This is a genomic window from Micromonospora rhizosphaerae (genome assembly GCF_900091465.1).
GTDB lineage: Bacteria > Actinomycetota > Actinomycetes > Mycobacteriales > Micromonosporaceae > Micromonospora > Micromonospora rhizosphaerae.
In genome coordinates, this window is the sequence record NZ_FMHV01000002.1 from 1066794 (window position 1) to 1087900 (window position 21107).

Annotated in this window: 20 protein-coding genes; 9 read left to right on the forward strand and 11 right to left on the reverse strand. The window is 72.3% G+C overall.

Annotated features, from left to right (window positions below; genetic code table 11):
* Window positions 1–9: 9 nt before the first annotated feature.
* The 3 genes from GA0070624_RS05200 (at window position 10) to purD (ending at window position 3755) form a co-directional block, all read left to right on the forward strand.
* Window positions 10–1299 (forward strand): adenylosuccinate synthase, encoded by a 1290-nt coding sequence (locus GA0070624_RS05200; RefSeq protein ID WP_091337115.1) that lies wholly within the window; start codon window positions 10–12, stop codon window positions 1297–1299.
* 185 nt (window positions 1300–1484) lie between these two features.
* Window positions 1485–2420 (forward strand): type IV toxin-antitoxin system AbiEi family antitoxin domain-containing protein, encoded by a 936-nt coding sequence (locus GA0070624_RS05205; RefSeq protein WP_091337118.1) that lies wholly within the window; start codon window positions 1485–1487, stop codon window positions 2418–2420.
* 84 nt (window positions 2421–2504) lie between these two features.
* On the forward strand, window positions 2505–3755 hold the full coding sequence (gene purD / locus GA0070624_RS05210) for a phosphoribosylamine--glycine ligase (protein WP_091337120.1): 1251 nt from the start codon (window positions 2505–2507) through the stop codon (window positions 3753–3755).
* 79 nt (window positions 3756–3834) lie between these two features.
* Here the strand turns inward: purD and GA0070624_RS05215 are convergent, their stop codons facing one another.
* From GA0070624_RS05215 to GA0070624_RS05230, 4 genes are all read right to left on the reverse strand, one after another.
* Complete coding sequence (locus GA0070624_RS05215) at window positions 3835–5370, reverse strand: N,N-dimethylformamidase beta subunit family domain-containing protein (RefSeq protein ID WP_091337122.1); 1536 nt, start codon at window positions 5368–5370, stop codon at window positions 3835–3837.
* Between the two features lie 105 nt (window positions 5371–5475).
* Entirely contained in the window at window positions 5476–7038 is a 1563-nt protein-coding gene (locus tag GA0070624_RS05220; RefSeq protein ID WP_091337125.1) for an AMP-binding protein, read from the reverse strand.
* A gap of 173 nt (window positions 7039–7211) precedes the next feature.
* Complete coding sequence (locus tag GA0070624_RS05225) at window positions 7212–8426, reverse strand: acyl-CoA dehydrogenase family protein (RefSeq protein ID WP_091337127.1); 1215 nt, start codon at window positions 8424–8426, stop codon at window positions 7212–7214.
* A gap of 1 nt (window position 8427) precedes the next feature.
* The gene (locus GA0070624_RS05230) at window positions 8428–8880 is read right to left on the reverse strand and encodes an SCP2 sterol-binding domain-containing protein (protein WP_091337129.1); all 453 of its coding nucleotides are present in this window, start codon (window positions 8878–8880) and stop codon (window positions 8428–8430) included.
* Window positions 8881–8960: 80 nt separating this feature from the next.
* Between GA0070624_RS05230 and GA0070624_RS05235 the strand changes: the two genes are divergently transcribed.
* Window positions 8961–9599: a TetR/AcrR family transcriptional regulator gene (locus tag GA0070624_RS05235; RefSeq protein ID WP_176731600.1), complete on the forward strand. Its 639-nt coding sequence runs from the start codon at window positions 8961–8963 to the stop codon at window positions 9597–9599.
* A 4-nt stretch (window positions 9600–9603) separates the two neighbouring features.
* On the opposite strand, the gene GA0070624_RS05240 is transcribed toward GA0070624_RS05235, so the two are convergent.
* The 3 genes from GA0070624_RS05240 to GA0070624_RS05250 all read right to left on the reverse strand — a co-directional run bounded on the left by GA0070624_RS05240 (window position 9604) and on the right by GA0070624_RS05250 (window position 12719).
* Window positions 9604–10239, reverse strand: a complete 636-nt coding sequence (locus GA0070624_RS05240) for a DedA family protein (RefSeq protein ID WP_091337133.1) — start codon at window positions 10237–10239, stop codon at window positions 9604–9606.
* A gap of 48 nt (window positions 10240–10287) precedes the next feature.
* The gene (locus GA0070624_RS05245) at window positions 10288–11109 is read right to left on the reverse strand and encodes a MaoC family dehydratase (protein WP_091348200.1); all 822 of its coding nucleotides are present in this window, start codon (window positions 11107–11109) and stop codon (window positions 10288–10290) included.
* Window positions 11110–11360: 251 nt separating this feature from the next.
* Window positions 11361–12719 carry a 3-oxoacyl-ACP reductase gene (locus GA0070624_RS05250; RefSeq protein ID WP_091337135.1) on the reverse strand — a complete coding sequence of 453 codons (1359 nt, stop codon included), beginning with the start codon at window positions 12717–12719 and terminating at the stop codon, window positions 11361–11363.
* Window positions 12720–12773: 54 nt separating this feature from the next.
* On the opposite strand from GA0070624_RS05250, the gene GA0070624_RS05255 reads away from it, so the two are divergent.
* Complete coding sequence (locus GA0070624_RS05255; RefSeq protein ID WP_091337136.1) at window positions 12774–14066, forward strand: acetyl-CoA C-acetyltransferase; 1293 nt, start codon at window positions 12774–12776, stop codon at window positions 14064–14066.
* Between the two features lie 85 nt (window positions 14067–14151).
* Here the strand turns inward: GA0070624_RS05255 and GA0070624_RS05260 are convergent, their stop codons facing one another.
* A complete protein-coding gene (locus tag GA0070624_RS05260; protein ID WP_176731601.1) occupies window positions 14152–16461 on the reverse strand; it encodes a PKD domain-containing protein in 2310 nt (769 codons plus the stop codon).
* 166 nt (window positions 16462–16627) lie between these two features.
* On the opposite strand from GA0070624_RS05260, the gene GA0070624_RS05265 reads away from it, so the two are divergent.
* Window positions 16628–16813 (forward strand): hypothetical protein, encoded by a 186-nt coding sequence (locus GA0070624_RS05265; RefSeq protein ID WP_141714934.1) that lies wholly within the window; start codon window positions 16628–16630, stop codon window positions 16811–16813.
* Window positions 16814–16848: 35 nt separating this feature from the next.
* Here the strand turns inward: GA0070624_RS05265 and GA0070624_RS33765 are convergent, their stop codons facing one another.
* Window positions 16849–17196 carry a type II toxin-antitoxin system PemK/MazF family toxin gene (locus tag GA0070624_RS33765; RefSeq protein WP_176731602.1) on the reverse strand — a complete coding sequence of 116 codons (348 nt, stop codon included), beginning with the start codon at window positions 17194–17196 and terminating at the stop codon, window positions 16849–16851.
* Window positions 17193–17447, reverse strand: a complete 255-nt coding sequence (locus tag GA0070624_RS33770; protein WP_141714936.1) for a hypothetical protein — start codon at window positions 17445–17447, stop codon at window positions 17193–17195. The genes GA0070624_RS33765 and GA0070624_RS33770 overlap by 4 nt, the downstream gene beginning before the upstream one ends.
* A 79-nt stretch (window positions 17448–17526) precedes the next feature.
* Between GA0070624_RS33770 and purB the strand changes: the two genes are divergently transcribed.
* Complete coding sequence (purB, locus tag GA0070624_RS05275) at window positions 17527–18951, forward strand: adenylosuccinate lyase (RefSeq protein ID WP_091337144.1); 1425 nt, start codon at window positions 17527–17529, stop codon at window positions 18949–18951.
* A gap of 128 nt (window positions 18952–19079) precedes the next feature.
* Here the strand turns inward: purB and GA0070624_RS05280 are convergent, their stop codons facing one another.
* Window positions 19080–19628, reverse strand: a complete 549-nt coding sequence (locus GA0070624_RS05280; RefSeq protein WP_176731980.1) for a YbjQ family protein — start codon at window positions 19626–19628, stop codon at window positions 19080–19082.
* Between the two features lie 507 nt (window positions 19629–20135).
* On the opposite strand from GA0070624_RS05280, the gene purS reads away from it, so the two are divergent.
* On the forward strand, window positions 20136–20399 hold the full coding sequence (gene purS, locus GA0070624_RS05285) for a phosphoribosylformylglycinamidine synthase subunit PurS (protein ID WP_091337146.1): 264 nt from the start codon (window positions 20136–20138) through the stop codon (window positions 20397–20399).
* Window positions 20396–21079: a phosphoribosylformylglycinamidine synthase subunit PurQ gene (gene purQ / locus GA0070624_RS05290; RefSeq protein ID WP_091337148.1), complete on the forward strand. Its 684-nt coding sequence runs from the start codon at window positions 20396–20398 to the stop codon at window positions 21077–21079. The genes purS and purQ overlap by 4 nt, the downstream gene beginning before the upstream one ends.
* Window positions 21080–21107 lie beyond the last annotated feature (28 nt).

The window sequence follows — 21107 nt, forward strand, 5'->3', positions numbered from 1 at the left end:
GCGGAGAAGATGCCAGCGATCGTGCTCCTCGGCGCCCAGTGGGGCGACGAGGGCAAGGGCAAGGTTACCGACCTGCTGGGTGAGCGGGTCGACTACGTCGTGCGCTACTCGGGCGGCAACAACGCCGGGCACACGGTGATCACGCCGGACGGCCAGAAGTACGCGCTGCACCTGATGCCGTCCGGGGCGCTCTCCCCGAACGCGATGATCGTCATCGGCAACGGTGTGGTGGTCGACCCCAAGGTGCTGCTCACCGAGATCGACGGGCTCTCCGAGCGCGGCGTGGACGTCTCCCGGCTGCGCATCTCCGGCGACGCGCACCTGATCATGCCGCACCACCGGGCGCTGGACCGGGTGGTCGAGCGCTACCTCGGTTCGTCCCGGATCGGCACCACCGGCCGGGGCATCGGCCCGGCGTACGGCGACAAGGTCGCCCGGATGGGCATCCGGCTCCAGGACCTGCTCGACCCCGGCATTCTGCGCAAGAAGCTGGAGCTCGCGCTGCGCGAGAAGAACCAGGTGCTGTTCAAGGTCTACAACCGCAAGGCCATCGACGTCAACGCGACGATCGAGGAGTACCTGGAGTACGCGGAGCGGCTCAAGCCGTACATCGTCGAGACCCGGGTGATGCTCTGGGACGCGCTGGACCGCGGCGAGACCGTGCTGCTGGAGGGCGCCCAGGCCACCATGCTGGACATGGACCACGGCACCTACCCCTTCGTCACCTCGTCGAACCCGACGGCCGGCGGGGCGTGCGTGGGCGCCGGCATCCCGCCGACCGCGATCAGCAAGGTGATCGCGGTCAGCAAGGCGTACACCACCCGGGTCGGCGCGGGGCCGTTCCCGACCGAGCTCTTCGACGACAACGGCCAGCACCTGCTCAAGATCGGCCACGAGTACGGCACCACCACCGGCCGGGAGCGCCGCACCGGCTGGTTCGACGCCGTCGTCGCCCGGTACGCCTGCCGCCTCAACGGGGTCACCGACCTGGTGGTCACCAAGCTGGACGTGCTCACCGGCCTGCCCAGAGTCCCGATCTGCGTCGGCTACGAGATCAACGGCGAACGCTTCGACGACATGCCGATGACCCAGACCGACTTCCACCACGCCAAGCCGATCTACGAAGAGCTCGACGGCTGGTGGGAGGACATCACCAAGGCGCGCACCGAGGACGAACTCCCCGAGAACGCAAAGCGCTACATCGCCCGCATCGAAGACCTAACCGGCACCCGCGTCAGCGTGGTAGGCGTAGGCCCCGGCCGCGAAGAAAACGTCCTCCGCCACCCCCTCCTCCCCTGACCCACCCCCCGGCCGCCCGCCCCGGTTCACTCCCGTGATCATGAAGTTATTGCGCTGACACGCCGGCGTCAGTGGCAATAACTTCATGATCGACCGAGGCTTGCGCAGGGCGTTGTCCACAGGGGGTGGCGCGGTTATCCACAGGGGGTTTTGTCGATCTCTGTGGGGGTGGATCGTCGGCGGGCATGGATGCTCTGACGATCGTGCGGCGGGTGGCTGCCGGCCGGGACGGCGTGGTGACGTTGGCTCAGGCGCGGGCAGCCGGGCTCAGTGTGCACGAGGTGCAGCGGTTGTGCCGGGCCGGCCGGTGGCGGGCCATTGCCAGGGGCGGATACCTCGTGGACGCGGACCGCTACGACGGGATTCCTCGACGTGCTCGCATCCGAGCCGCCGTCGCCTCGTTCGGTCCCGGGGCGGCGGTCGTGCTCGGCACGGCCGCCGAGCTGCACCGGATCGAGGGCTTGCGCCCGAGTGACTCCATTCACCTCTCGGTACCGGGTCCGGCCGCCCGGCCGGCCCGACTGGCTCACCCCGAGGTGGTGGTTCACCAGCTGCTCATCGCGCCAGGCCAGTTCGGACGGGTCGCCGGCATCATGGCCACCGATCCGCTGCGAACGGTCTCGGACCTCATCCTTCGCGAACAGCGCTATACCGCGGTCTCCCTGCTCGATTCCGCGTTGAATCGAGGCCTGCTGCGGCCGGAGGATCTGCAACTGGTGCCGTCGCTGCTTCGAGGCCGACGAGGCGCGGTCGCCGCCCGTGCCTACCTGACGGAGGCGGACGGCCGGGCACAGTCTCCGCTGGAGACGCGCACCCGGCTGCGCTGCGTCGATGGAAAGGTCCCACCGGATGCCCTCCAACTCGAGGTACGGGACCATGATGGCTACCTCATCGGTATCGGCGACATGGGGTGGCGTGCCTCGCGCATCATCGCCGAGGCTGACGGCCGCGCCGCGCAAGGAAGTCCGGACGCCCTCTTCGCCGACCGCCACCGCCAGAACCGCCTGCTGAACGCCGGCTGGGCCGTCCTCCGCTTCACCTGGGCCGACACCCTCCGCCCCGACTACATCCCGTGGATGGTCCGGCAGGCCATGGCCGCCGCACGGGATCGTCGATCATGAACTTGTTACCCACCGGCTCGGCGTGTCGTGGCAACAACTTCATGATCAACGGGGGCATCAAGGGGGCCGGTAGGATGCGGGGTCGTGCGGGTTCTTCTTGTGGGTGGTGGGGGGCGGGAGCATGCGCTCGCGCTCGGGCTTTCGGCCGATCCTTCCGTTGAGGCGCTGATCGCGGCGCCGGGGAATCCTGGCATCGGTGCGCTCGCCGAGCTGCGGAGCTTGGACGCGACCGATCCGTCGGCCGTTGCCGCCCTGGCCGTCGAGGTGGGGGCCGATCTCGTGGTGATCGGGCCGGAGGCGCCGCTGGTGGCGGGGGCCGCCGACGCGGTGCGGGCCAAGGGGATCCCCGCGTTCGGCCCGTCCGCCGAGGCGGCTCGGCTGGAGGGCTCCAAGGCCTTCGCCAAGGACGTGATGCTCGCCGCCGGTGTACCGACAGCCCGCGCCTTCACCTGCACCGACGCGGAGAGCACGTGCCGAGCGCTCGACGAGTTCGGGCCGCCGTACGTGGTGAAGAACGACGGGCTTGCCGCGGGCAAGGGCGTCGTGGTCACCGAGGACCGCGCCGCCGCGCTGCGGCACGCCGAAGAGTGCGGCCGGGTGGTGATCGAGGAGTACCTCGCCGGACCCGAGGTCTCGCTCTTCGTGGTCACCGACGGCGAGGCCGCGCTGCCGCTGCTCCCCGCGCAGGACTTCAAGCGGGTCGGCGACGGTGACACCGGCCCGAACACGGGCGGCATGGGGGCGTACGCGCCCCTGCCCTGGGCGCCGCCCGGTCTGGTCGGCGAGGTCGTGCGCGACGTCGTGCACCCGACCCTGGCCGAGATGCGCCGCCGGGGCACGCCCTTCGCCGGGCTGCTCTACGTCGGGCTGGCGATCACCGCCGCCGGGCCGCGGGTGATCGAGTTCAACGCCCGGTTCGGCGACCCGGAGACGCAGGTCGTCCTCGCGCTGCTGGAGACGCCGCTCGCCGGGCTGCTGCACGCCGCCGCGACCGGCACGCTGGCCGCGCACCCGCCGCTGTGCTGGCGGGACGGCGCGGCGGTCACCGTGGTGGTGGCCGCCGAGGGCTACCCGGCCGCGCCGCGCACCGGCGACGTGATCGCCGGCGCCGACCGTCCCGGCGTCATCCACGCGGGCACCGCCCACCGGGCCTCCGACGGCGCGTTGCTCTCCGCCGGCGGCCGGGTCCTCTGCGGTACGGCCACCGGCCCCGACCTGGCCGCCGCGCGGGACGCCGCGTACGCGCTGGTCGACGGGATCGAGTTGGCCGGCTCGCACCACCGCACCGACATCGCCGCTGCGGCGCAGGACGGCCGGATCACGATTCCGGCCTGACCGGGCAACCCCGGCCCCGTCGCCTCCCTCCAAAGCGGCGAGGCGAGGAGGTGGCCGGGTTGCCGGTGGATGTCGACGGCTATCCCTGAGCCGCCGGCCCCGGTCCCGGCCGACCGGCCGAGCCCTGGCTCCGGCCGGTCATCCGGTCCAGCAGGTTGGCGGTGGCCCGCTCGATGCGGTCGTCCCGGTGCCCGGGGCGGTTGAGCGCCATCGTCCAGCAGAGCGTGCCGGTGGCGAAGACGAGGCCGCCCTGCGGCGTCTCGTACAGGTGGGCGTTCTGCACCTGCTGCCCACCCTCCCTGGTCCGGTACGGCGACGCGCTGAGCACGGCGGACTTGGCGGTGGCGGGGCGCGGGCCGCCCGGGTTGACGCCGTCCGCCTCGCCACCGACCACGCCGGGGATCCGGTCGCCGTCGGCCACCCCGGCGCCGGCCCAGAACCAGTGGTCCGCCGCCCGGACCACCAGCGGCTGCGGGGCGCCGACGATGCCGTTGTACTGCACCCCGAGCAGCGCCTGCTCGGCCGGCCCGAGGCTGCGCCACTTGACCGTCGGGCCGGCGGCGTCCTGTCCCGGATCCGGCATGGTCTTGGCGCAGGCGACCACCCGCTCGGGCCGCCCGTCGGCGGCGGGCCGCACCCGGATGTGCCAGTAGACGCTGTTCGCGCCGAGGAAGGCCAGGCTCGTCCCGGCGGCCACCGCCCGCTCCGCGGCCCGGCGCATCGCCAGCGACCAGTACTCGTCGTGCCCGGCGAAGACGAGCCCCCGGTGGTGGGTCGGGTCGAGCCGTCCGGAGTGCAGGTCGAAGCTGGTGGCGTAGCTGACGTCGTACCCGTTGCGTTCCAGCCACTGGATGGCGTCGTGATCCCGGGTGAGCTGGATGGGGATGCCCGCGTCGGCGTACGGCCGGTCGAAGGAGACCTCCAGCGCGCGGACCCGGGGATCGCGGCGACGGTTCGACCCGAAGCCGTTGTAGAGGCTCTTGCCGGTCCGTCCGTCCATCGGCCACTGGTTGTACGCCTGCCAGGTGGTGACCGGCAGCACCACGCAGAGCGCGGCGGCCCGCCGGTCGTCGCGGACCACGAACGGCGTGCAGGCGCGCCAACCGTCGGCCGAGGTGAAGACCGCCTGGTAGAGGCCGGATGTCCAGTCCTCCGGCACCCGCAGCGTCCAGGACACCGGCCAGCGGCAGGCGATGGTCCCGGTTGCCGGGTCGGCCGCGGGCACCGGCTGCGGTACGCCGTCGAACTCCGGGCTGGTCACCAGCGTCCGGGCACCCGCACCGCCGTACCAGCCGAGCCGGTGGACGGAGATCCGGTACCGGCCGGCGGGGTTGACCGCGACGTGGAAGTCGATGGTCTCACCGGGGGCGACGCTGGTGGCCGAGGCGTACCCCTGGATCTGCCGGTGCCGGTCGTCGGCGTTCCGCCGAGCGTCCTGCGGCGGCCACCACGGTTCGCCGACCGCCTGGTTCTCCAGCTCCACGGGGGGCGGCTCGCGCCGGGCCAGGCGGCCGGCGTGATGTTCCCCGAGGGCCGGCTCGGTGGTGCCGAGCGCCACGGCGGACGCGCCGCCGGCGAGCAGACCGAGAGCCCAGCGCCGGCGGAGTCGGAACATCGGGCAGCTCCAGGACGGGAAAGCGGACCTGCCGGGACCGGCGGCGGATGAGAAGGTACCACCGGCCGCCCGTCCCGTCTGTCCCGTGTGGCCCTGGCCCCGGCCTCAGCCGTAGTAGCGGCGCAGCTCCCGGCTGAGCACCTTGCCGGTGGCGTTGCGGGGCAGGTACTTCACGAAGATCACGTCGCGGGGCACGGAGAAGCGGGCCAGGTAGTGCCGGACGTACTCGCGGACCGCCTCCGGGTCGAGCGTCTCGCCGGCGTGCAGGGCGAGGAACGCGGCGAGCCGCTGGCCGTACTCGGGGTCGGGCACCCCGATCACGGCGGCCTCGCGGACCTGCGGCAGCCGGGAGAGCAGGTCCTCCACCTCCGAGGGGAAGACGTTCTCGCCGCCGGAGATGATCATGTCGTCGGCCCGCCCGTCGACGAAGAGCAGCCCGTCGGGGTTGATCCGGCCCAGGTCGCCGGTGTCCAGCAGGCCGTCGTGGGTCTCCCGCCGGGCACCCGAGGTGTACCCGTCGAAGAGCATCTCGTTGCCCACGAAGATCCGCCCGACCCGCCCGTCCCGGACCGGCTCGTCGGCCTCGTCCAGGATCTCCAGCCGGGTGCCGTGCGGCGGCCGACCCGCCGTGGTCGGCGCCTCCCGCAGGTCGGCCGGGCCGGCGATGGACGCCCAGGAGACCTCGGTCGAGCCGTACAGGTTGTAGAGGACGTCGCCGTAGACGTCCATGAACCTCGGGGCCAACCCGCCGGGCAGGGCCGAGCCGCTGACCGCGACCACCTTCAGCGGCGGCCGGGGGTTCGGCGGTGGCACCTCGAGCAGCCGCTGCAGCATCACCGGTACGGCGAAGAGCGCGTCGCACTGCTGCGCCACCAGCGCGGTCTGCGTGGCAGCCGGGTCGAACCGGCGGTGCAGCACGATGGTGGCCCGCAGCGCGAAGGCCACCTGGAGGGCCGCGTACCCCCAGGTGTGGAAGAGCGGCGCGGCGATCATCATCCGGTCGCGGGCGTGCAACGGGATCCGGTCGATGATGGAGACCAGCGGACCGAAACCGTTCGGGGTGGGGCGCCGGGCGCCCTTCGGGGCGCCGGTGGTGCCGGAGGTGAGCACGATGGTCCGGCCGTCCCGCTCGGGAGGCTGAAGTTCCCCGGGCAGCGCGCCGGCGATCAGGTCCGCCTGTACCCGCTCGTCGATCCGGTGCACGTCGGCGGGGAGGCCGAGGATCCGCTCGGCGAACTCGGTGTCGTGCACCAGCACCCGCAGCGACTGTTCATCCGCGACGGTGGCGAGCTGCGCGGCGGAGAGCCCGGTGTTGACCAGTACGGCGTCCGCGCCGAGCAGCATCGCGGCGACCACCGCCTCGATCAGCCCGTGATGGTTGCGGCAGAGCACCCCGACCCGGTCTCCGGCCTGCACGCCGAGCCCGGCCCGCATCGACCGGGCCAGTCGCTCGGACCGGTCGAGCAGCTCCTGATAGGTCAGCTCACCGCCCTGCTCGTCCACGATGGCGGTGCGGTCCGGGTCGCGGGCGGCGGCCTGGCGCAGCTCACCGGCGAGGCTCCAGCCCCATTTACGCAGCGCGCCGAGCTGGGAGGCGACCCGGATCGGACGGCCGGGGTTGAGCAGCCCGCGACGGGTCAGCGTGGCGACGATGAACGGCAGGTCCAAGCCGCAACCCTCCTTCCGGCAGCCTGGAAGGGCCCCCGCAGGAGCCCTTCCACGCCGAGCGTGTCCTCTCGATCATGCACCCGCCGCGCTGGACAGCCCAGCGCGGCCGGGCAGCCCGAGCGCGCCGGGCAGCGCAGCGCGGCCGGGCAGCCCGAGCGCGCCGGGCAGCCCGGTCAGCGGATCTGCATTCCGGAGATGGCCCGCGAGATGACGAGCCGCTGGATCTCGGAGGTGCCCTCGAAGATGGTGTAGATCTTCGCGTCCCGGTACCAGCGCTCGACCGGGTGATCCCGCAGGAAGCCCGCGCCGCCGAGCAGCTGTACCGCCTTCTCGGTGACCGACACGGCCACCTCGCCCGCCTTGAGCTTGGACATCGAGCCCTCGCCCGCGGTGAAGGGCCGGTTGTTGCGGCCCATCCAGGAGGCCCGCCAGACCAGCAGCCGGGCGGCGTCGATCTCCATCTTCATGTCGGCCAGCGCGAACGCGACGGCCTGGTTCTCGATGATCGGCCGTCCGAACTGGACCCGGTCCTTCGCGTAGTCCAGGGCGTACTCGTAGGCGGCCCGGGCCACGCCGAGCGCCTGCGCGCCGACCGTCGGGCGGGACAGCTCGAAGGTCCGCATCGCGGCCTGCCCCGAGGCGCGCTGCCCGGAGCGGGCCCGGTCGAGCCGCTCCAGCAGGGCCTCCCGCCCGCCGAGCAGGCAGCGCCCGGGGACGCGTACGTCGTCGAGGAAGACGTCGGCGGTGTGCGACGCGCGCAGCCCCAGCTTGCGCAGCTTGCGGGTCGCGTCCAGCCCCTTCGTCTGCGGCGGTACGACGAACGCGGCCTGCCCGCGCGAGCCGAGCGATGGGTCGACCGAGGCGGTGACCACGTGCACCCCGGCGATCCCGCCGTTGGTGGCGTACGCCTTCTGCCCGCGCAGCACCCACTCGTCGGTGGCCTCGTCGTACACCGCCCGGGTGCGCATCGCCCCCACGTCGGAACCGGCCTCCGGTTCGCTGGTGCAGAACGCGGCGACGGCCGGCTCGTCCAGGGAGCCGAAGCACTGCGGCACCCATTCGACGAGCTGGTCCGGGGTGCCCGCGCCGTAGATGGCGGCGACCGCGAGGGAGGTGCCGAAGATGCTCAGCCCGATGCCGGCGTCACCCCAGAAGAGTTCCTCGCTGGCGATCGGCAGCGAGAGGCCGGTGGGGTCGGCCCAGCAGGTGGCGAGGAACTCGAAGCCGTAGAGGCCGACCTTCGCCGCCTCCTTGAGGATCGGCCAGGGGGTCTCCTCCCGGGCGTCCCACTCGGCCGCGGCCGGGCGCACGACGTCGGCGGCGAAGCCGTGCACCCAGTCGCGGAGATCCCGCTGTTCCTCGTTCAGGTCGAGCGAGAACTCGGCCATCTCAGGCCTTGGGGATGTCGAACAGGTTGGCGATGTTGGCGGCGAGGCCCAGGTCGCCCTTGGCCTTGAGCTTGCCGGTCATGAACATCATGACGGGGTTGGCGCCACCGGAGACGGTCTTCAGGAACTCGACCGGGCCCATGGTGAGGCTGAGCTTCGGGTCGTGCTGCGGCGTCTCGTTGACCGTGCACGTGCCGTCGGCGATGACGACCTCGTAGGTGTCGGTGCCACCGTCCGGGCGGCCGGTGATGTTCCAGTGGATCACCGCGTTGGTGGAGCCGGCGCGATCGGCGCGGAACAGCGACGGCATCCGGCCGAAGACCTCGCTCAGGATCTTGCCACGCAGGTCGCCGGACATCACCTCGGCGATCTTGTCGTCGGGGGTGGACTTGACCAGCTGGGCGAACTCCTTGGGGCCGACGTTGGCGAGGTTGGCCGGGTCGAAGTCAGTCATGGGGGAATGCACCTCTCGGGGCGGGGCCGACTTTGGTTACTCTCGCGTAACCTTACGCACGAGTAGGTATGCTCGCAAGAGTGTCCGGCACACCCACCTTCAAGCGCCTGCCCCGGGCCGTACGCGAGCAGCAGATGCTCGACGCGGCGGTCAAGGTCTTCTCCCGGCGCGGCTTCCACGCCGCGAGCATGGACGAGATCGCCGACGACGCCGGCATCTCCAAGCCCATGGTCTACGCGTACCTCGGCACCAAGGAGGAGCTCTTCGTCGCCTGCCTGCACCGGGAGGGCACCCGGATGATGGAGGCCATCGCCGGGGCGGCCGCCCCCGACCTGCCCGCCGACGAGCGGCTCTGGCGGGGGTTGCGGGCGTTCTTCGGCTTCGTCGGGGCGCACCGGGACGGTTGGGCGGTGCTCTACCGGCAGGCCCGCGGCTCGCAGCCCTTCGCCGCCGAGCTGGCCACCATGCGCGGCCGGCTGGTCGAGGTGGTCGCCGGCATGCTCGACCACGCGCTGCGCGCCGAGGGGCGCGAGGTGGGCGCCACGGATCTGGAGGTGGTCGCGTACGCCCTGGTCGGCGCGACCGAGTCGCTGGCCGACTGGCTCGCCGACCACCCGGAGGCGGACCCGGAGAAGACCGCCACCCGGATGATGAACGTGGCGTGGGTCGGCGCCGCCCAGCTCCTCCGTGGCACCGTCTGGCACCCGCCCGCCCCCTGACCGGTCACCACGGACCGTCGCGCGGTCTGCGGTGGGCGGCCGAACGGTGGGCCCGGTGGCGCAGCCAGCGGACGGTCTCGACCAGCAGCGCGATCGCCACCGAGACGCCCAGGCCGGCCAGCACGCCGCGGAGCGGGTCGCGGTGGAAGGCCAGCCCGCCGAAGTAGCCGAGCATGGCGGAGTAGATCGCCCAGCACACCGCCCCGATCCCGTCGAAGAGCAGGAACGACCGGGGTGGATAGCGGACCGCGCCCATGGTGACGGTCACCGCGGTCCGTCCGCCCGGGACGTACCGGGCGACGATCAGGATCAGTCCGCCGCGCCGGTGCACCGCCTGGCGGGCCCACTCGGAACCGGCCCGCCGCCGGCTGTCCGGGCGGAGGCGGATCAGCCGGTGCGCCCGGCCGCCGCGGCCGATCGCGTACGACACATGGTCGCCGGCGAGTGCGCCGAGCGCTCCCGCGGCGATCACCCCGACCAGGTTGGGATCACCAGCGGTGGCAAGGACGGCGGCGGTGATCACCGCCGCCTCGCCGGGCACGATCGGGAAGAACGCGTCGACCGCGGTGAGCCCGAAGATCAGCAGGTACACCCACGGCGAGGCGACCGTCTGCCGGACCAGGTCGAGCACGGACTCCATGCCCTCATGCTCGCCGGGTGGAGGTGGAGCGGTGACCGAGTCGGCGGATCAGCGCACGGCGCCGGCCAGGTGCGGGCGACCGCGCAGGTCGTGCAGGGCGAACCCGCCGGCCGGGAGGACGCTGAAGCTCACCGTGCTGGGCAGCGGCACCGGCAGCTTGAACCCCACCTCCACGGTGTAGGCGTCCGGCAGCCGGTTCTCCAGCGCGGCCAGGCAGCGGGCCTTGCTCCACATGCCGTGCGCGATGGGCCGGGGGAATCCGAGCAGCCGGGCACCGAGCCGGGAGGTGTGGATCGGGTTGTGGTCGCCGGAGACCCGCGCGTAGTCCCGGCCGACCCGGGGCTCGACCCGCCAGCGGGCCGAGCCGGCCGGCGCCGGTGGCCGCTCACCCTGCTCGCGCCGTCCGCCGCCGCCCGGCTTCCGCTCCTTGCCGAGGTACGTCGAGACGCCGCGCCAGGCCTCCTCCCCGGCGACCGAGCCGACCAGCACCACGTCGAGCTGCCGACCCCGGTCGTGCGGGCGCAGGTTCTCGGCGTACGCGGTGAAGTCGATGGTCTCGGCGGCGTCGATCGGGCGGTGCACGGTGATCCGGTTGCCGACGTGCACCACGCCGGCCAGCGGGATGGGGAACTCCGGGGCGGTCATCAGCCGCAGCGCCAGCGGAAAGCCCATGACGTGCGGGTACGTTGCCGGCAGCCGGTCGGCGAGGCGGAACCCACAGACCCGGTCGTAGTCGGCGAGATGGGCCCGGTCGACAGTGACGCCGGTGACGGTCAGCTCGACCTCGGGCACGGTGTCGCTCCGCCGGCCGCCCTGGACCGGGAGCGCGCCGAGCAGGGCCCGCCGGTAGAGCGCGCCGCCGGCCGGCATCCGGGGCAGCTCGATCAGCACCCGCCCGCCCGTCCCGGCCCCCGCCGGGGCGGTCGGGGCCGTCCCGCTGGTCGGGTCGAGTCCGGACAGGTCCTGGGTGGCGCCGAGGCTCAGGTCGTGCGTGGAGAGGTCCTGCGTCGCCTCGACTGCCGGGGTGTACTCGGGGATCTCTTGGGTCGGTCCGTCGATCAGCTCGTGTACCGACAGGTTGTCGGCCGGGCCGTCCGCCGGCTGGTCCTTTCGCCTCGCCATCACGCCCCCAAGAGGCTCTGGCCGCAGACGCGGACGACGTTGCCGCTCACCGCGCCGGTCGCCGGCCAGGCCAGCCAGCCGATGGTCTCGGCGACATCCACCGGCAGGCCGCCCTGCGACATGCTGTTCATCCGGCGGCCCGCCTCGCGCAGCAGCAGCGGGATGCGCGCGGTCAACCGGGTCTCGATGAAGCCGGGGGCGACCGCGTTGACGCTGATGCCGCGCTCGCGCAGCACCGGGGCCAGCGACTCGACCAGCCCGATCACCCCGGCCTTGCTGGTGGCGTAGTTGGTCTGGCCGCGGTTGCCGGCGATGCCGGCGATGGAGGAGACCGAGACGATCCGTCCGCCGGCCGGGATCAGGCCGCGTTCCAGCAGTACGTCGTTGATCCGCTCCTGGCTGGAGAGGTTGACGTCGATGACGGAGTCCCAGCGGTCGGCGTCCATCCGGCCGAGGGTCCTGTCCCGGGTGATGCCGGCGTTGTGCACCACCACGTCGACCCGGCCGTGCCGGGTGGCGAGGTGCTCGGCGAGCCGGGCCGGGGCGTCCGGCGCGGTCAGGTCGAGCTGGACCGCGGTCCCGCCGATCTCGTTGGCCACCGCGGCGAGCGTGTCCCCGGCGGCCGGGATGTCCAGCGCGACAACCCGGGCGCCGTCGCGGGCGAGCACCCGCGCCAGCGCGGCGCCGATGCCCCGGGCGGCCCCGGTGACCAGCACGACCTGCCCGTCCAGTGGCCGGTCCCAGTCGGCCGGGGGTTGGGCGGTGCCGGCACCGACCCGGATCACCTGCCCCGAGACGTACGCGGACCGGCCGGACAGCAGGAAGCGCAGCGCGGACTCCAGGCTGGTCAGGGTGCCCGCGTCGCCGTCGCGCGTGACGTACACCAGTTGGGCGGTGACGCCGCGGCCGAACTCCTTGCCGATGCTGCGGGTCAGCCCCTCGAGGGCGCGCTGGGCGGTGGCCTCGCGCGGCGATCCGCACTCGGCCGGCGGGGTGCCCAGCACGATCACCCGGCCGCTGGGCAGCAGTGCCCGGGCCTGCGGGTGGAAGAAGTCATAGAGCTGCCGCAGCTCGGTGGAGTCGGTGATGCCGGTGGCGTCGTACACCAGGGCGGCGTGCCGCGAGGTGGCGTCGGTGGCCGCGGCCGGGTCGGGCAGCTCGACCCCGGCGGCGGCCAGGATCTTGCCGACCGGCTCGGCGAGCCGGCCGCCGGCCGCGGAGCCGAGCAGGACGGGCCCGGGGACGAGCGGATCGCCCGGCGTGTGCCGGCGCAGTCGAGGCGGGTCGGGCAGTCCGAGGCGCTTGACCAGCGCGCGGCCGGCCCCCGATTGGACGAAGCTCGCGTACCTGTCGGTCATAGGCGTAGCCTACTGGCGAGTAGGGTTCGGGCAACACCTTCGAGGAGGCCGATCGTGCAAAGTGTCCGGCGGGTCGCGGTCATCGGCGGCAACCGCATCCCCTTCGCCCGGTCCAACTCGCGCTACGCGCACGCGTCCAACGCGGACCTGCTCGGCGCCGCACTGGACGGTCTGGTGGCCCGGTTCGGCCTGGCCGGGCAGCGGGTCGGTGAGGTGGTCGCCGGCGCGGTGCTCAAGCACTCCCGCGACTTCAACCTCACCCGTGAGGTGGTGCTCGGCTCCCGGCTCGACCCGCACACCCCCGCGTACGACATCCAGCAGGCCTGCGGCACCGGGCTCGAAGCGGCGATCCTGGTCGCCAACAAGATCGCCCTCGGGCAGCTCGAGGTCGGCATCGCCGGCGGCGTGGACACCACCTCGGACGCGCCGCTGGCCATCAACGAGGACCTGCGGCGCACGCTGTTGCAGCTCAACTCCGCCCGGAGCCTGGGCGAGCGGCTGCGGATCGCGGCGAAGCTGCGCCCGCACCAGCCGTTCAAACCGGAGATCCCGCGCAATGCGGAGCCGCGTACCGGGCTGTCCATGGGGGAGCACGCGGCCCGGACGGCGGTGCGCTGGGCGATCGACCGGCAAGCCCAGGACGAGCTGGCGCTCCGCTCGCACCAGCGGCTCGCCGCCGCGTACGACCGGGGTTTCTTCGACGACCTGATGACGCCCTACCTGGGACTGACCCGGGACCAGAACCTCCGCCCGGACACCAGCCTGGAGAAGCTCGGCTCGCTCAAGCCGGTCTTCGGCACGAGGGGCGCGGACGCCGAGCGGGCCACCATGACCGCGGGCAACTCCTCGCCGCTCACCGACGGCGCCTCCATGGTGCTGCTGGCCTCCGAGGAGTGGGCGCGGGAGCACCACCTGCCGGTGCTGGCCTGGTTCAGCTGGTCGGAGACGGCCGCCGTCGACTTCGTCCACGGCGACGAGGGGCTGCTGATGGCCCCGGCGTACGCGGTGCCCCGGATGCTGTCCCGGGCCGGGCTGACCCTGCAGGACTTCGACTACTACGAGATCCACGAGGCGTTCGCCTCGCAGGTGCTGGCCACCCTGGCCGCCTGGGAGTCGCCGGAGTTCTGCAAGGACCGGCTGGGGCTGGACGCCCCGCTCGGCGCGATCGACCGGGACAAGCTCAACGTCAACGGCTCCTCGCTGGCCGCCGGGCACCCGTTCGCGGCCACCGGCGGCCGGATCGTCGCCACCCTCGCCAAGCTCCTCGCCGAGAAGGGGAGCGGCCGGGGGCTGATCTCCATCTGCGCGGCCGGCGGCCAGGGCGTCACGGCGATCCTGGAACGCTGACCCGGCGAAGTCTCGTTCCGGAGCCCGGACGCGCCGACACCCGCCAGGACGGTTGCCTGGCGGGCGCCGGACGGGTCACGCCGGCTCAGCCGAGGGTGAACTTCTCCCAGGGGCCGATGGCGGTGCGGTTGGCGATGAGCGGCTTGGCGCCGCCGCTTTCCGCCGTCACGTAGCGGCCGTTGATGGCAGCCTTGAGGCTGACCGTGCCGTCGCTGTTGCGAACGAGGCTGAACCGCTCCCATGCGCCGACGGCGGTGCGGTTGGCGATCAGCGGTAGCGTCCCGCGGCTCTCGGCGCAGACGAAGCGGTTGTTGGCCCGGGCCAAGAGGGCGACCTGCCCGCTGCCGAGGTCGACGATGTCGAATCGCTCCCACGGGCCGACCGCGGTCCGGTTGGCGATCAGGGGCCGGTTGCCGCCACTCTCCGCGGTGACGAACCGGCCGTTCGCCTTCGCCTTGAGCGACCGGTCGGCGTCGGTGACGTTGACCAGGTAGAACTTCTCCCGGGTGCCGATCGTGGTGGCGTTCGCGGTCAGCGGAGAAGTGGTGGAGGGCGCGCTGACGTACGTGCTCCCGGTCGAGCGGAGGCTGACCGTCCCGTCCGTGTTCCGAAGCAGGCGGAACCAGCCGGTCGTGTCGACCCAGGTGCCGTTGGCGACAAGCGCGTTGCTGCTGGTCACGTACCGGCCGGTGGCTCGGGAGAAGAGCGCGACGCGGCCGGTGCCGATGTCCGCCAGGTCGAACTGGGCGGTGCCCCCGGGCGCGGCCTGGTCGGCGATCAGGCCAGCGTTGGCCGACGCCGCCACGTAGCGGAGGCCGGACTGCGCGAGCAGCGCAACCGTGCCGCTACGCCGCGCCACGGTGACACTCTGCCGGCTGTCGTGCGCGCGACCGTCACTGCCGGAGACCTTCACCGAGACGGTGTAGGTGCCCGTGGCCGGGTAGCGGTGCGTGGCGACCGGGGTGGCCTGGGTGACCACCGTGCCGTCACCGAAGTCGATCACGTACGAGGTGATCGGCACGTAGCCGGGGGTGGAGGCGCTGGCGTCGACCGTGACCGACGTGGTGCCCAGGTCCAGCGCCACGTTGAACCGGGAGGCGGGACTGCCGAGCGTTTCCACCGGACCACGGTCGGCGTAGGTGACCGGCCCGGCGCCGGAATCCGGCCGGGCCGGGTTGTCCGCTCGAGGATTGCCGATCCGATCCGTGCTCGGATAGCCGGGAGCGGCCGAGTTGGCGGCATCCTCCGCGTCGTAGGTCCAGGGCGTGTCCTTGTCGTGCGCGGCCTGGCCCGATGCGGTACGGAACGCGGCGAGACCCATCGGGGTGCCGTTCCAGGAGTACGCCGACGCGGAGGGTGAGGCGTGGTGGTAGACGTTGTTGTAGTCGGCCACCGTGTCCCGGCTGGCGTCGCCGTAGAGGCCGATCTCCGCGCCCGGCTCACCGTTCGGGTCGCAGTAGCTCTGCCCGAACATCCCGTTCGAGCTCAGCACGTTGTTCTGCACGGAGACACCGGTGGAGGCGCCGTCGACCCGGATACCGTCCCGGCAGCGGCTTCGGACGCTGTTGTTGCTGATAGCCGTGCCGGTGGCGCCGTGGTTGTGGATGCCGTAGCCCGCGCCACCGCTGATCTGGGTGTTGGCCACCACCGTGCCGGTCGCCCCCGCTTCGACGGCGATGGCGGCGCCGGTGAAGCCGTTGACGTTCACCCCGACGACGCTGTTGCCCGGCCCCTCGATGTGGATGCCGTGACTGTGATCGGCGAAGTTGTCGCTGCTCGAGCTCACGATATTGCCCAGCCGGACCGAGACACCGCTGGTGGCGGCATCCATGGTGAGACCGGCCTTGAGCGCGCTGCCGATGGCGGTGACCCCCTTCAGGGTCGAACGGGTCACCCCGGTGAGTCGTAGGGCGGGTGCGGTCGAGCCGGCCGCCATGGGGTAGATGCCACGCTCGATCGTGACGTCCGTGGCGTTCCGCAGGTCCAGGGCAGGCGTGTCGGTGCTGCCGCGGACGTTCATGTTCTGCACCACGATGTCGTGCTGGCCGTCGATCGTGACGCCTCCGCCGGCACCGGAGCCCGTCAGGGTGGCATACGCGCTGCCGAGGAAAACGATCGGTTGGTCCGGGGTGCCGGAGCGGGAGACGGTGAGCCGCTCCGCGTAGGTCCCCGAGCCGATGTCGACGGTCTGGCCGGCGGTGACGATCGCGGCGGCCGGTGCGATCGAGCAGAAGGGCTGTTCCAGCGTGCCCGGTCCGGTGTCCGAACAGACGGTCGACTGCTGGCGGACGTAGAGGACCGTGGCGTCGGCGGCCTGAGCCGGGGACGCGAGGGAGAGCAGGGAACCACCGGTCAGGGCGAGAGTCGCCAGGCCAGCGAGGGAGGGTCTTTGCATGCGAGTCCTCGGTAGAGGAGGAAGGAGCCCGGCACTGGGCCGGGAGAGAGTCGTAGCCCATGATCCTGCACCGGCTCTGTGTCCCGTTGCCCCCGCCCGCATAAGGGACTTTCATCCCAGTCGACGATGAGTCGATCAGTAAGGTGCCAAGTTATACATCGTGTTCGTGCAGCGGCCAGACGGAACCTTCACCGAGGTGCGGCTCGACAACCGCCCGTCGAAGGAGTCGGGCCGTACGCCGCGCAGCGCGTGGGCCTACGGGCTGAGGTCAGGGGGTGCCACGCCCCCGCTCACCCTGGAACAGGTCACCGAGCTGGCCGCGCATCCCGACCTGCTCGGCATGCTCCCCTGACGACGCCGTCGAGCGGGGGTGGGGCGAGCCCCCGCTCAGAGGTCGATCATCTGGCGGAGGACCGAGCGCACCTCCGCCACCTGCTCGGGCGTGAGTCGATGGATGGGCGTCCGGCCGGTGAGGCGGGCGGCGGACACCGTCCGGATCTGCTCCGTGATCGCCCAGCCCGCCCGGTGACCGGGGATGTCGATCCGGACCCGGTGCAGCCAGCCGGGGCGCTCCCGGGAGGTCAACGGCAGCACGCTGACCAGGGCGCCGCCGGTGAGCGCGAGATGGAAGGGGGAGGAGACGACCAGCGCGGGGCGGTGACCCCGCTGTTCGTGGCCGGCGGTGGGGTCGAAGTCGAGCCACCAGACCTCCCAGGGCTTGAGCCAGCGGCTCACGCCTCCTCGTCCCAGGGGTCGCCGACCGGCGCGTCGGCGCGGTGCCATCGCTCGGCCTCGACCAGGTAATCCGCCCAGCCCTCCGGGTCGACGGCGCGGTAATGGTCCATCGCGGCGACCGCCTTGGCCTGCCAGTGCTCCTCCAGCAGCCGCCGGACGGCCTCGTCGGCGCTCACCCCGCCGTAGTCCTCGGCGGCCACCCGGAGCACCTGCTCCCGGGTCTCCGGGCTCACCCGCATCATCGTCGTCATACGCGCCAGTATACGGCCGCGTAAACGCGGTCGGGGTGGACGCAAGGGGCCAACCGTCGCCCATGACAGACTGAGCGCCGTGACGACGATCCCGAACGTGCTCGCCCACCGGTACGCCTCGCCCGAGCTGGTCACCCTCTGGTCGCCGGAGGAGAAGGTACGGATGGAACGGCGGCTCTGGCTCGCCGTACTGAAGGCCCAGCGGGACCTCGGCGTGCCGGTGCCGGACGGGGTGGTCGAGGCGTACGAGCGGGTGGTCGACGACGTCGACCTGGCCTCGATCGCGGCGCGGGAGCGGGTCACCCGGCATGACGTGAAGGCGCGGATCGAGGAGTTCAGCGCGCTCGCGGGCCACGAGCACGTGCACAAGGGGATGACCTCGCGGGACCTCACCGAGAACGTCGAGCAGCTCCAGATCCGCGCCTCGCTGGAGCTGATCCGGGACCGGGTGGTCGCCGCCCTGGCCCGGCTGGCCTGGCACGCCCACGAGTACTCGGGCCTGGTCATGACCGGCCGCTCGCACAACGTCGCCGCGCAGGCCACCACGCTGGGCAAGCGCTTCGCCTCCGCGGCCGAGGAGCTGCTCATCGCGTACGAGCGGCTGGAGGACCTGATCGGCCGCTACCCGCTGCGCGGCATCAAGGGCCCGGTCGGCACCGCCGCGGACCAGCTCGATCTCTTCGACGGCGACGCCGAGAAGGTGGCCGAGCTGGAGCGGCGGGTGGCCGAGCACCTGGGGTTCAGCCGGGTGCTGGACAGCGTCGGCCAGGTCTACCCGCGCTCGCTGGACTTCGACGTGCTCTCCACGCTCGCCCAGGTGGCCGCCGGGCCGTCGTCGCTGGCTACCACGATCCGGCTGATGGTCGGCCAGGAGCTGGTCACCGAGGGCTTCAAGCCGGGCCAGGTCGGCTCCAGCGCGATGCCGCACAAGATGAACACCCGATCGTCGGAGCGGATCAACGGTTTCGCGGTGATCATCCGAGGCTATCTGTCGATGGTCGGCGAGCTGGCCGGCGACCAGTGGAACGAGGGGGACGTCTCCTGCTCGGTGGTCCGCCGGGTCGCCCTGCCGGACGCGTTCTTCGCCGCCGACGGGTTGTTCCAGACCTTCCTCACCGTGCTGGACGAGTTCGGGGCGTATCCGGCGGTGATCAACCGGGAGCTGGAGCGCTTCCTGCCGTTCCTCGCCACCACCAAGATCCTGGTGGCGGCGGTCCGGCGGGGCGTCGGCCGCGAGGTCGCGCACGAGGTGATCAAGGAGCACGCGGTGGCCGTCGCGCTCGCCATGCGGGAGAAGGGCGCCGCCGAGAACGATCTCTTCGACCGCCTCGCCGCGGACAGCCGCCTCGGCCTGTCCCGCGCCGAGATCGACGCCCTGGTCGCCGACCGCACGGCCTTCGTCGGCGCCGCCCCCGCCCAGGTCGACCGGATCACCACGCGCATCGCCGACATCGTGACGGCCCACCCGGACGCCGCCGCCTACTCCCCACCCCCCATCCTCTGACGCCCCGCGCCCTCCCCTCCGCCGCCCCGGCCAGCGCGGTGATCAAGAGGTTTACGTCCGAAACGGAGATCAGGTCGGACGCAAACCTCTTGATCAACACGGGCTAGGCGGGCCCGGGGCGCGGCGGGTCAGGTTTTGGGGGTGGGGGTTTCGGCGGCGGTGCCGAGGTTGGGGGCGCTGGCCGGTTCGGCGATGCCACCGGGGGCCTCGGCGATCTCCGGTTCGTGGGCGGTGTCCGCCGCCACCATCGGCTGGTCGGGCGGCATGACGTCCGGCATCTTGGGTACGACGATCACCGCGGTCCCGTACGCGCAGATCTCCATCCACATCTCGCCGCAGTCCCGGCTGTCGAAGCGCATCCCGATCACCGCGTTCGCACCGAGCCGCATGGCCTCCTCGCCGAGCCGGGCCACCGAGTCCGTACGCCAGCGGGTGAGGTTGTCCGGCGCCATCGGGTCGTAGGCGCCACCGCGCAGGTTCTTGACCCCCTCGCGGTACGGGTTCCGGGTCCGGGCCATCGAGGACACCACTTCGCCGAGGATCTGGCGGATCTCGTAGCCGGGCAGTTGATCCGTCGTCACGACCAGCACCCTTCCGATGCTGTCAGCCGGAGAGCGGAGTCTTCGCGAGGGTTGTTCACATAATCGGATGCTGCAAAACGGCGCGGCCCGGACGATCCGGCCGTGGGCACCGCAAGGGGCGCGAGGCGGCTCCGGCGGCACCAGCAGCGCCCATTCCAGTCGCAATCGCCCCCGGCGGGACCGTACGGGCGGGAGGCGACGGCGGCACCCGAGCCCGACCATCCACGTCGGAACCGCCCTGACTAGGGCGGGAGCGGCCATCGGGCTCGACCGGACACTTGTCGGGCAACCGCGAGACCCGATCCTGGCCACCTCCCGATCGAAGGCCGACTATGACGACCAAGCCCTCGGCAATCGATCCGAGGTCAAATATCGAGGTCAGACGATGTAACGATTCGGACTCCGTGGACGACGCAAAATGCCTGGTAACGGCGGGTTCCGCGCACGTCGGAGCGTCCCGCGCACCCACCGCCGGTCGGCAACGTCGATCACTGCCTGGACCGCGCCCGGCCGGTGCGGCCGGGGCGGTATCTGCCAGGTAGGCTGGCTGCGCTCGCCCGTTGTGGGTCGGCACCCAACTGCGTACACAGTCAGGAGTGCCCCGTGCCTCGCGTCGTCGTCGACGTCATGCTCAAGCCCGAGATCCTCGATCCGCAGGGCCAGGCCGTCGCAAACGCGCTGCCCCGGCTCGGCGTCAGCGACGTCGCCTCGGTCCGGATCGGCAGGCGGATCGAGATCGAGTTCACCGGTGAACCGGACCTGGACCGGGCCCGGGAGATCGCCGACAAGCTGCTCGCCAACCCGGTCATCGAGGACTTCACGGTCCGCCTGGTCGAGACCGACGAGACCGTGGACGCGCACCGGTGACCGCCCGGGTCGGTGTGGTGACGTTCCCCGGCTCGCTCGACGACGGGGACGCGGCCCGTGCCGTCCGGATCGCCGGCGCCGAGCCCGTCCGACTGTGGCACGGCGACCCGACGCTGCACGGGGTGGACGCGGTCGTCCTCCCCGGGGGCTTTTCCTACGGTGACTACCTGCGCTGCGGCGCCATCGCCCGGTTCGCCCCGGTGATGGAGACGATCGTGGACGCGGCCCGAGGCGGCCTGCCGGTGCTCGGCATCTGCAACGGCTTCCAGATCCTCTGCGAGGCCCACCTGCTCCCCGGCGCGCTCACCCGCAACCAGCACCTGCACTTCCGCAACCGGGACCAGGTCCTGCGCATCGAGACCGTCGGCACCGCCTGGACCAACGCGTTCCAGCCGGGCCAGGAGGTGCTGATCCCGGTCAAGAACGGCGAGGGCTGCTACGTCGCCGACCCCGCGACGCTGGACCAGCTCGAGGCCGAGGGTCGAGTCGTCGCCCGCTACCTCGGCGGCAACCCCAACGGTTCGCAGCGCGACATCGCGGCGATCACCAACCCGGCCGGCAACGTGGTCGGCATCATGCCGCATCCTGAGCACGCGGTGGAGGCGCTCACCGGCCCCTCCCTGGACGGTCTCGGCTGCTTCACCTCGGTGCTCAAGCACCTGGTGGGGACGCCGGCGTGACCGTGCGCGGCGGGATCATCGGTCGGCT

Coding starts and splice junctions, on each gene's coding strand:
- GA0070624_RS05200 (WP_091337115.1), top strand. CDS start 10: ATGCCAGCGATCGTGCTCCTCGGCGCCCAGTGGGGCGACGAGGGCAAG.
- GA0070624_RS05205 (WP_091337118.1), top strand. CDS start 1,485: ATGGATGCTCTGACGATCGTGCGGCGGGTGGCTGCCGGCCGGGACGGC.
- GA0070624_RS05215 (WP_091337122.1), bottom strand. CDS start 5,370: ATGTTCCGACTCCGCCGGCGCTGGGCTCTCGGTCTGCTCGCCGGCGGC.
- GA0070624_RS05225 (WP_091337127.1), bottom strand. CDS start 8,426: ATGGCCGAGTTCTCGCTCGACCTGAACGAGGAACAGCGGGATCTCCGC.
- GA0070624_RS05230 (WP_091337129.1), bottom strand. CDS start 8,880: ATGACTGACTTCGACCCGGCCAACCTCGCCAACGTCGGCCCCAAGGAG.
- GA0070624_RS05240 (WP_091337133.1), bottom strand. CDS start 10,239: ATGGAGTCCGTGCTCGACCTGGTCCGGCAGACGGTCGCCTCGCCGTGG.
- GA0070624_RS05245 (WP_091348200.1), bottom strand. CDS start 11,109: ATGCCGGCCGGCGGCGCGCTCTACCGGCGGGCCCTGCTCGGCGCGCTC.
- GA0070624_RS05250 (WP_091337135.1), bottom strand. CDS start 12,719: ATGACCGACAGGTACGCGAGCTTCGTCCAATCGGGGGCCGGCCGCGCG.
- GA0070624_RS05260 (WP_176731601.1), bottom strand. CDS start 16,461: ATGCAAAGACCCTCCCTCGCTGGCCTGGCGACTCTCGCCCTGACCGGT.
- GA0070624_RS33770 (WP_141714936.1), bottom strand. CDS start 17,447: ATGACGACGATGATGCGGGTGAGCCCGGAGACCCGGGAGCAGGTGCTC.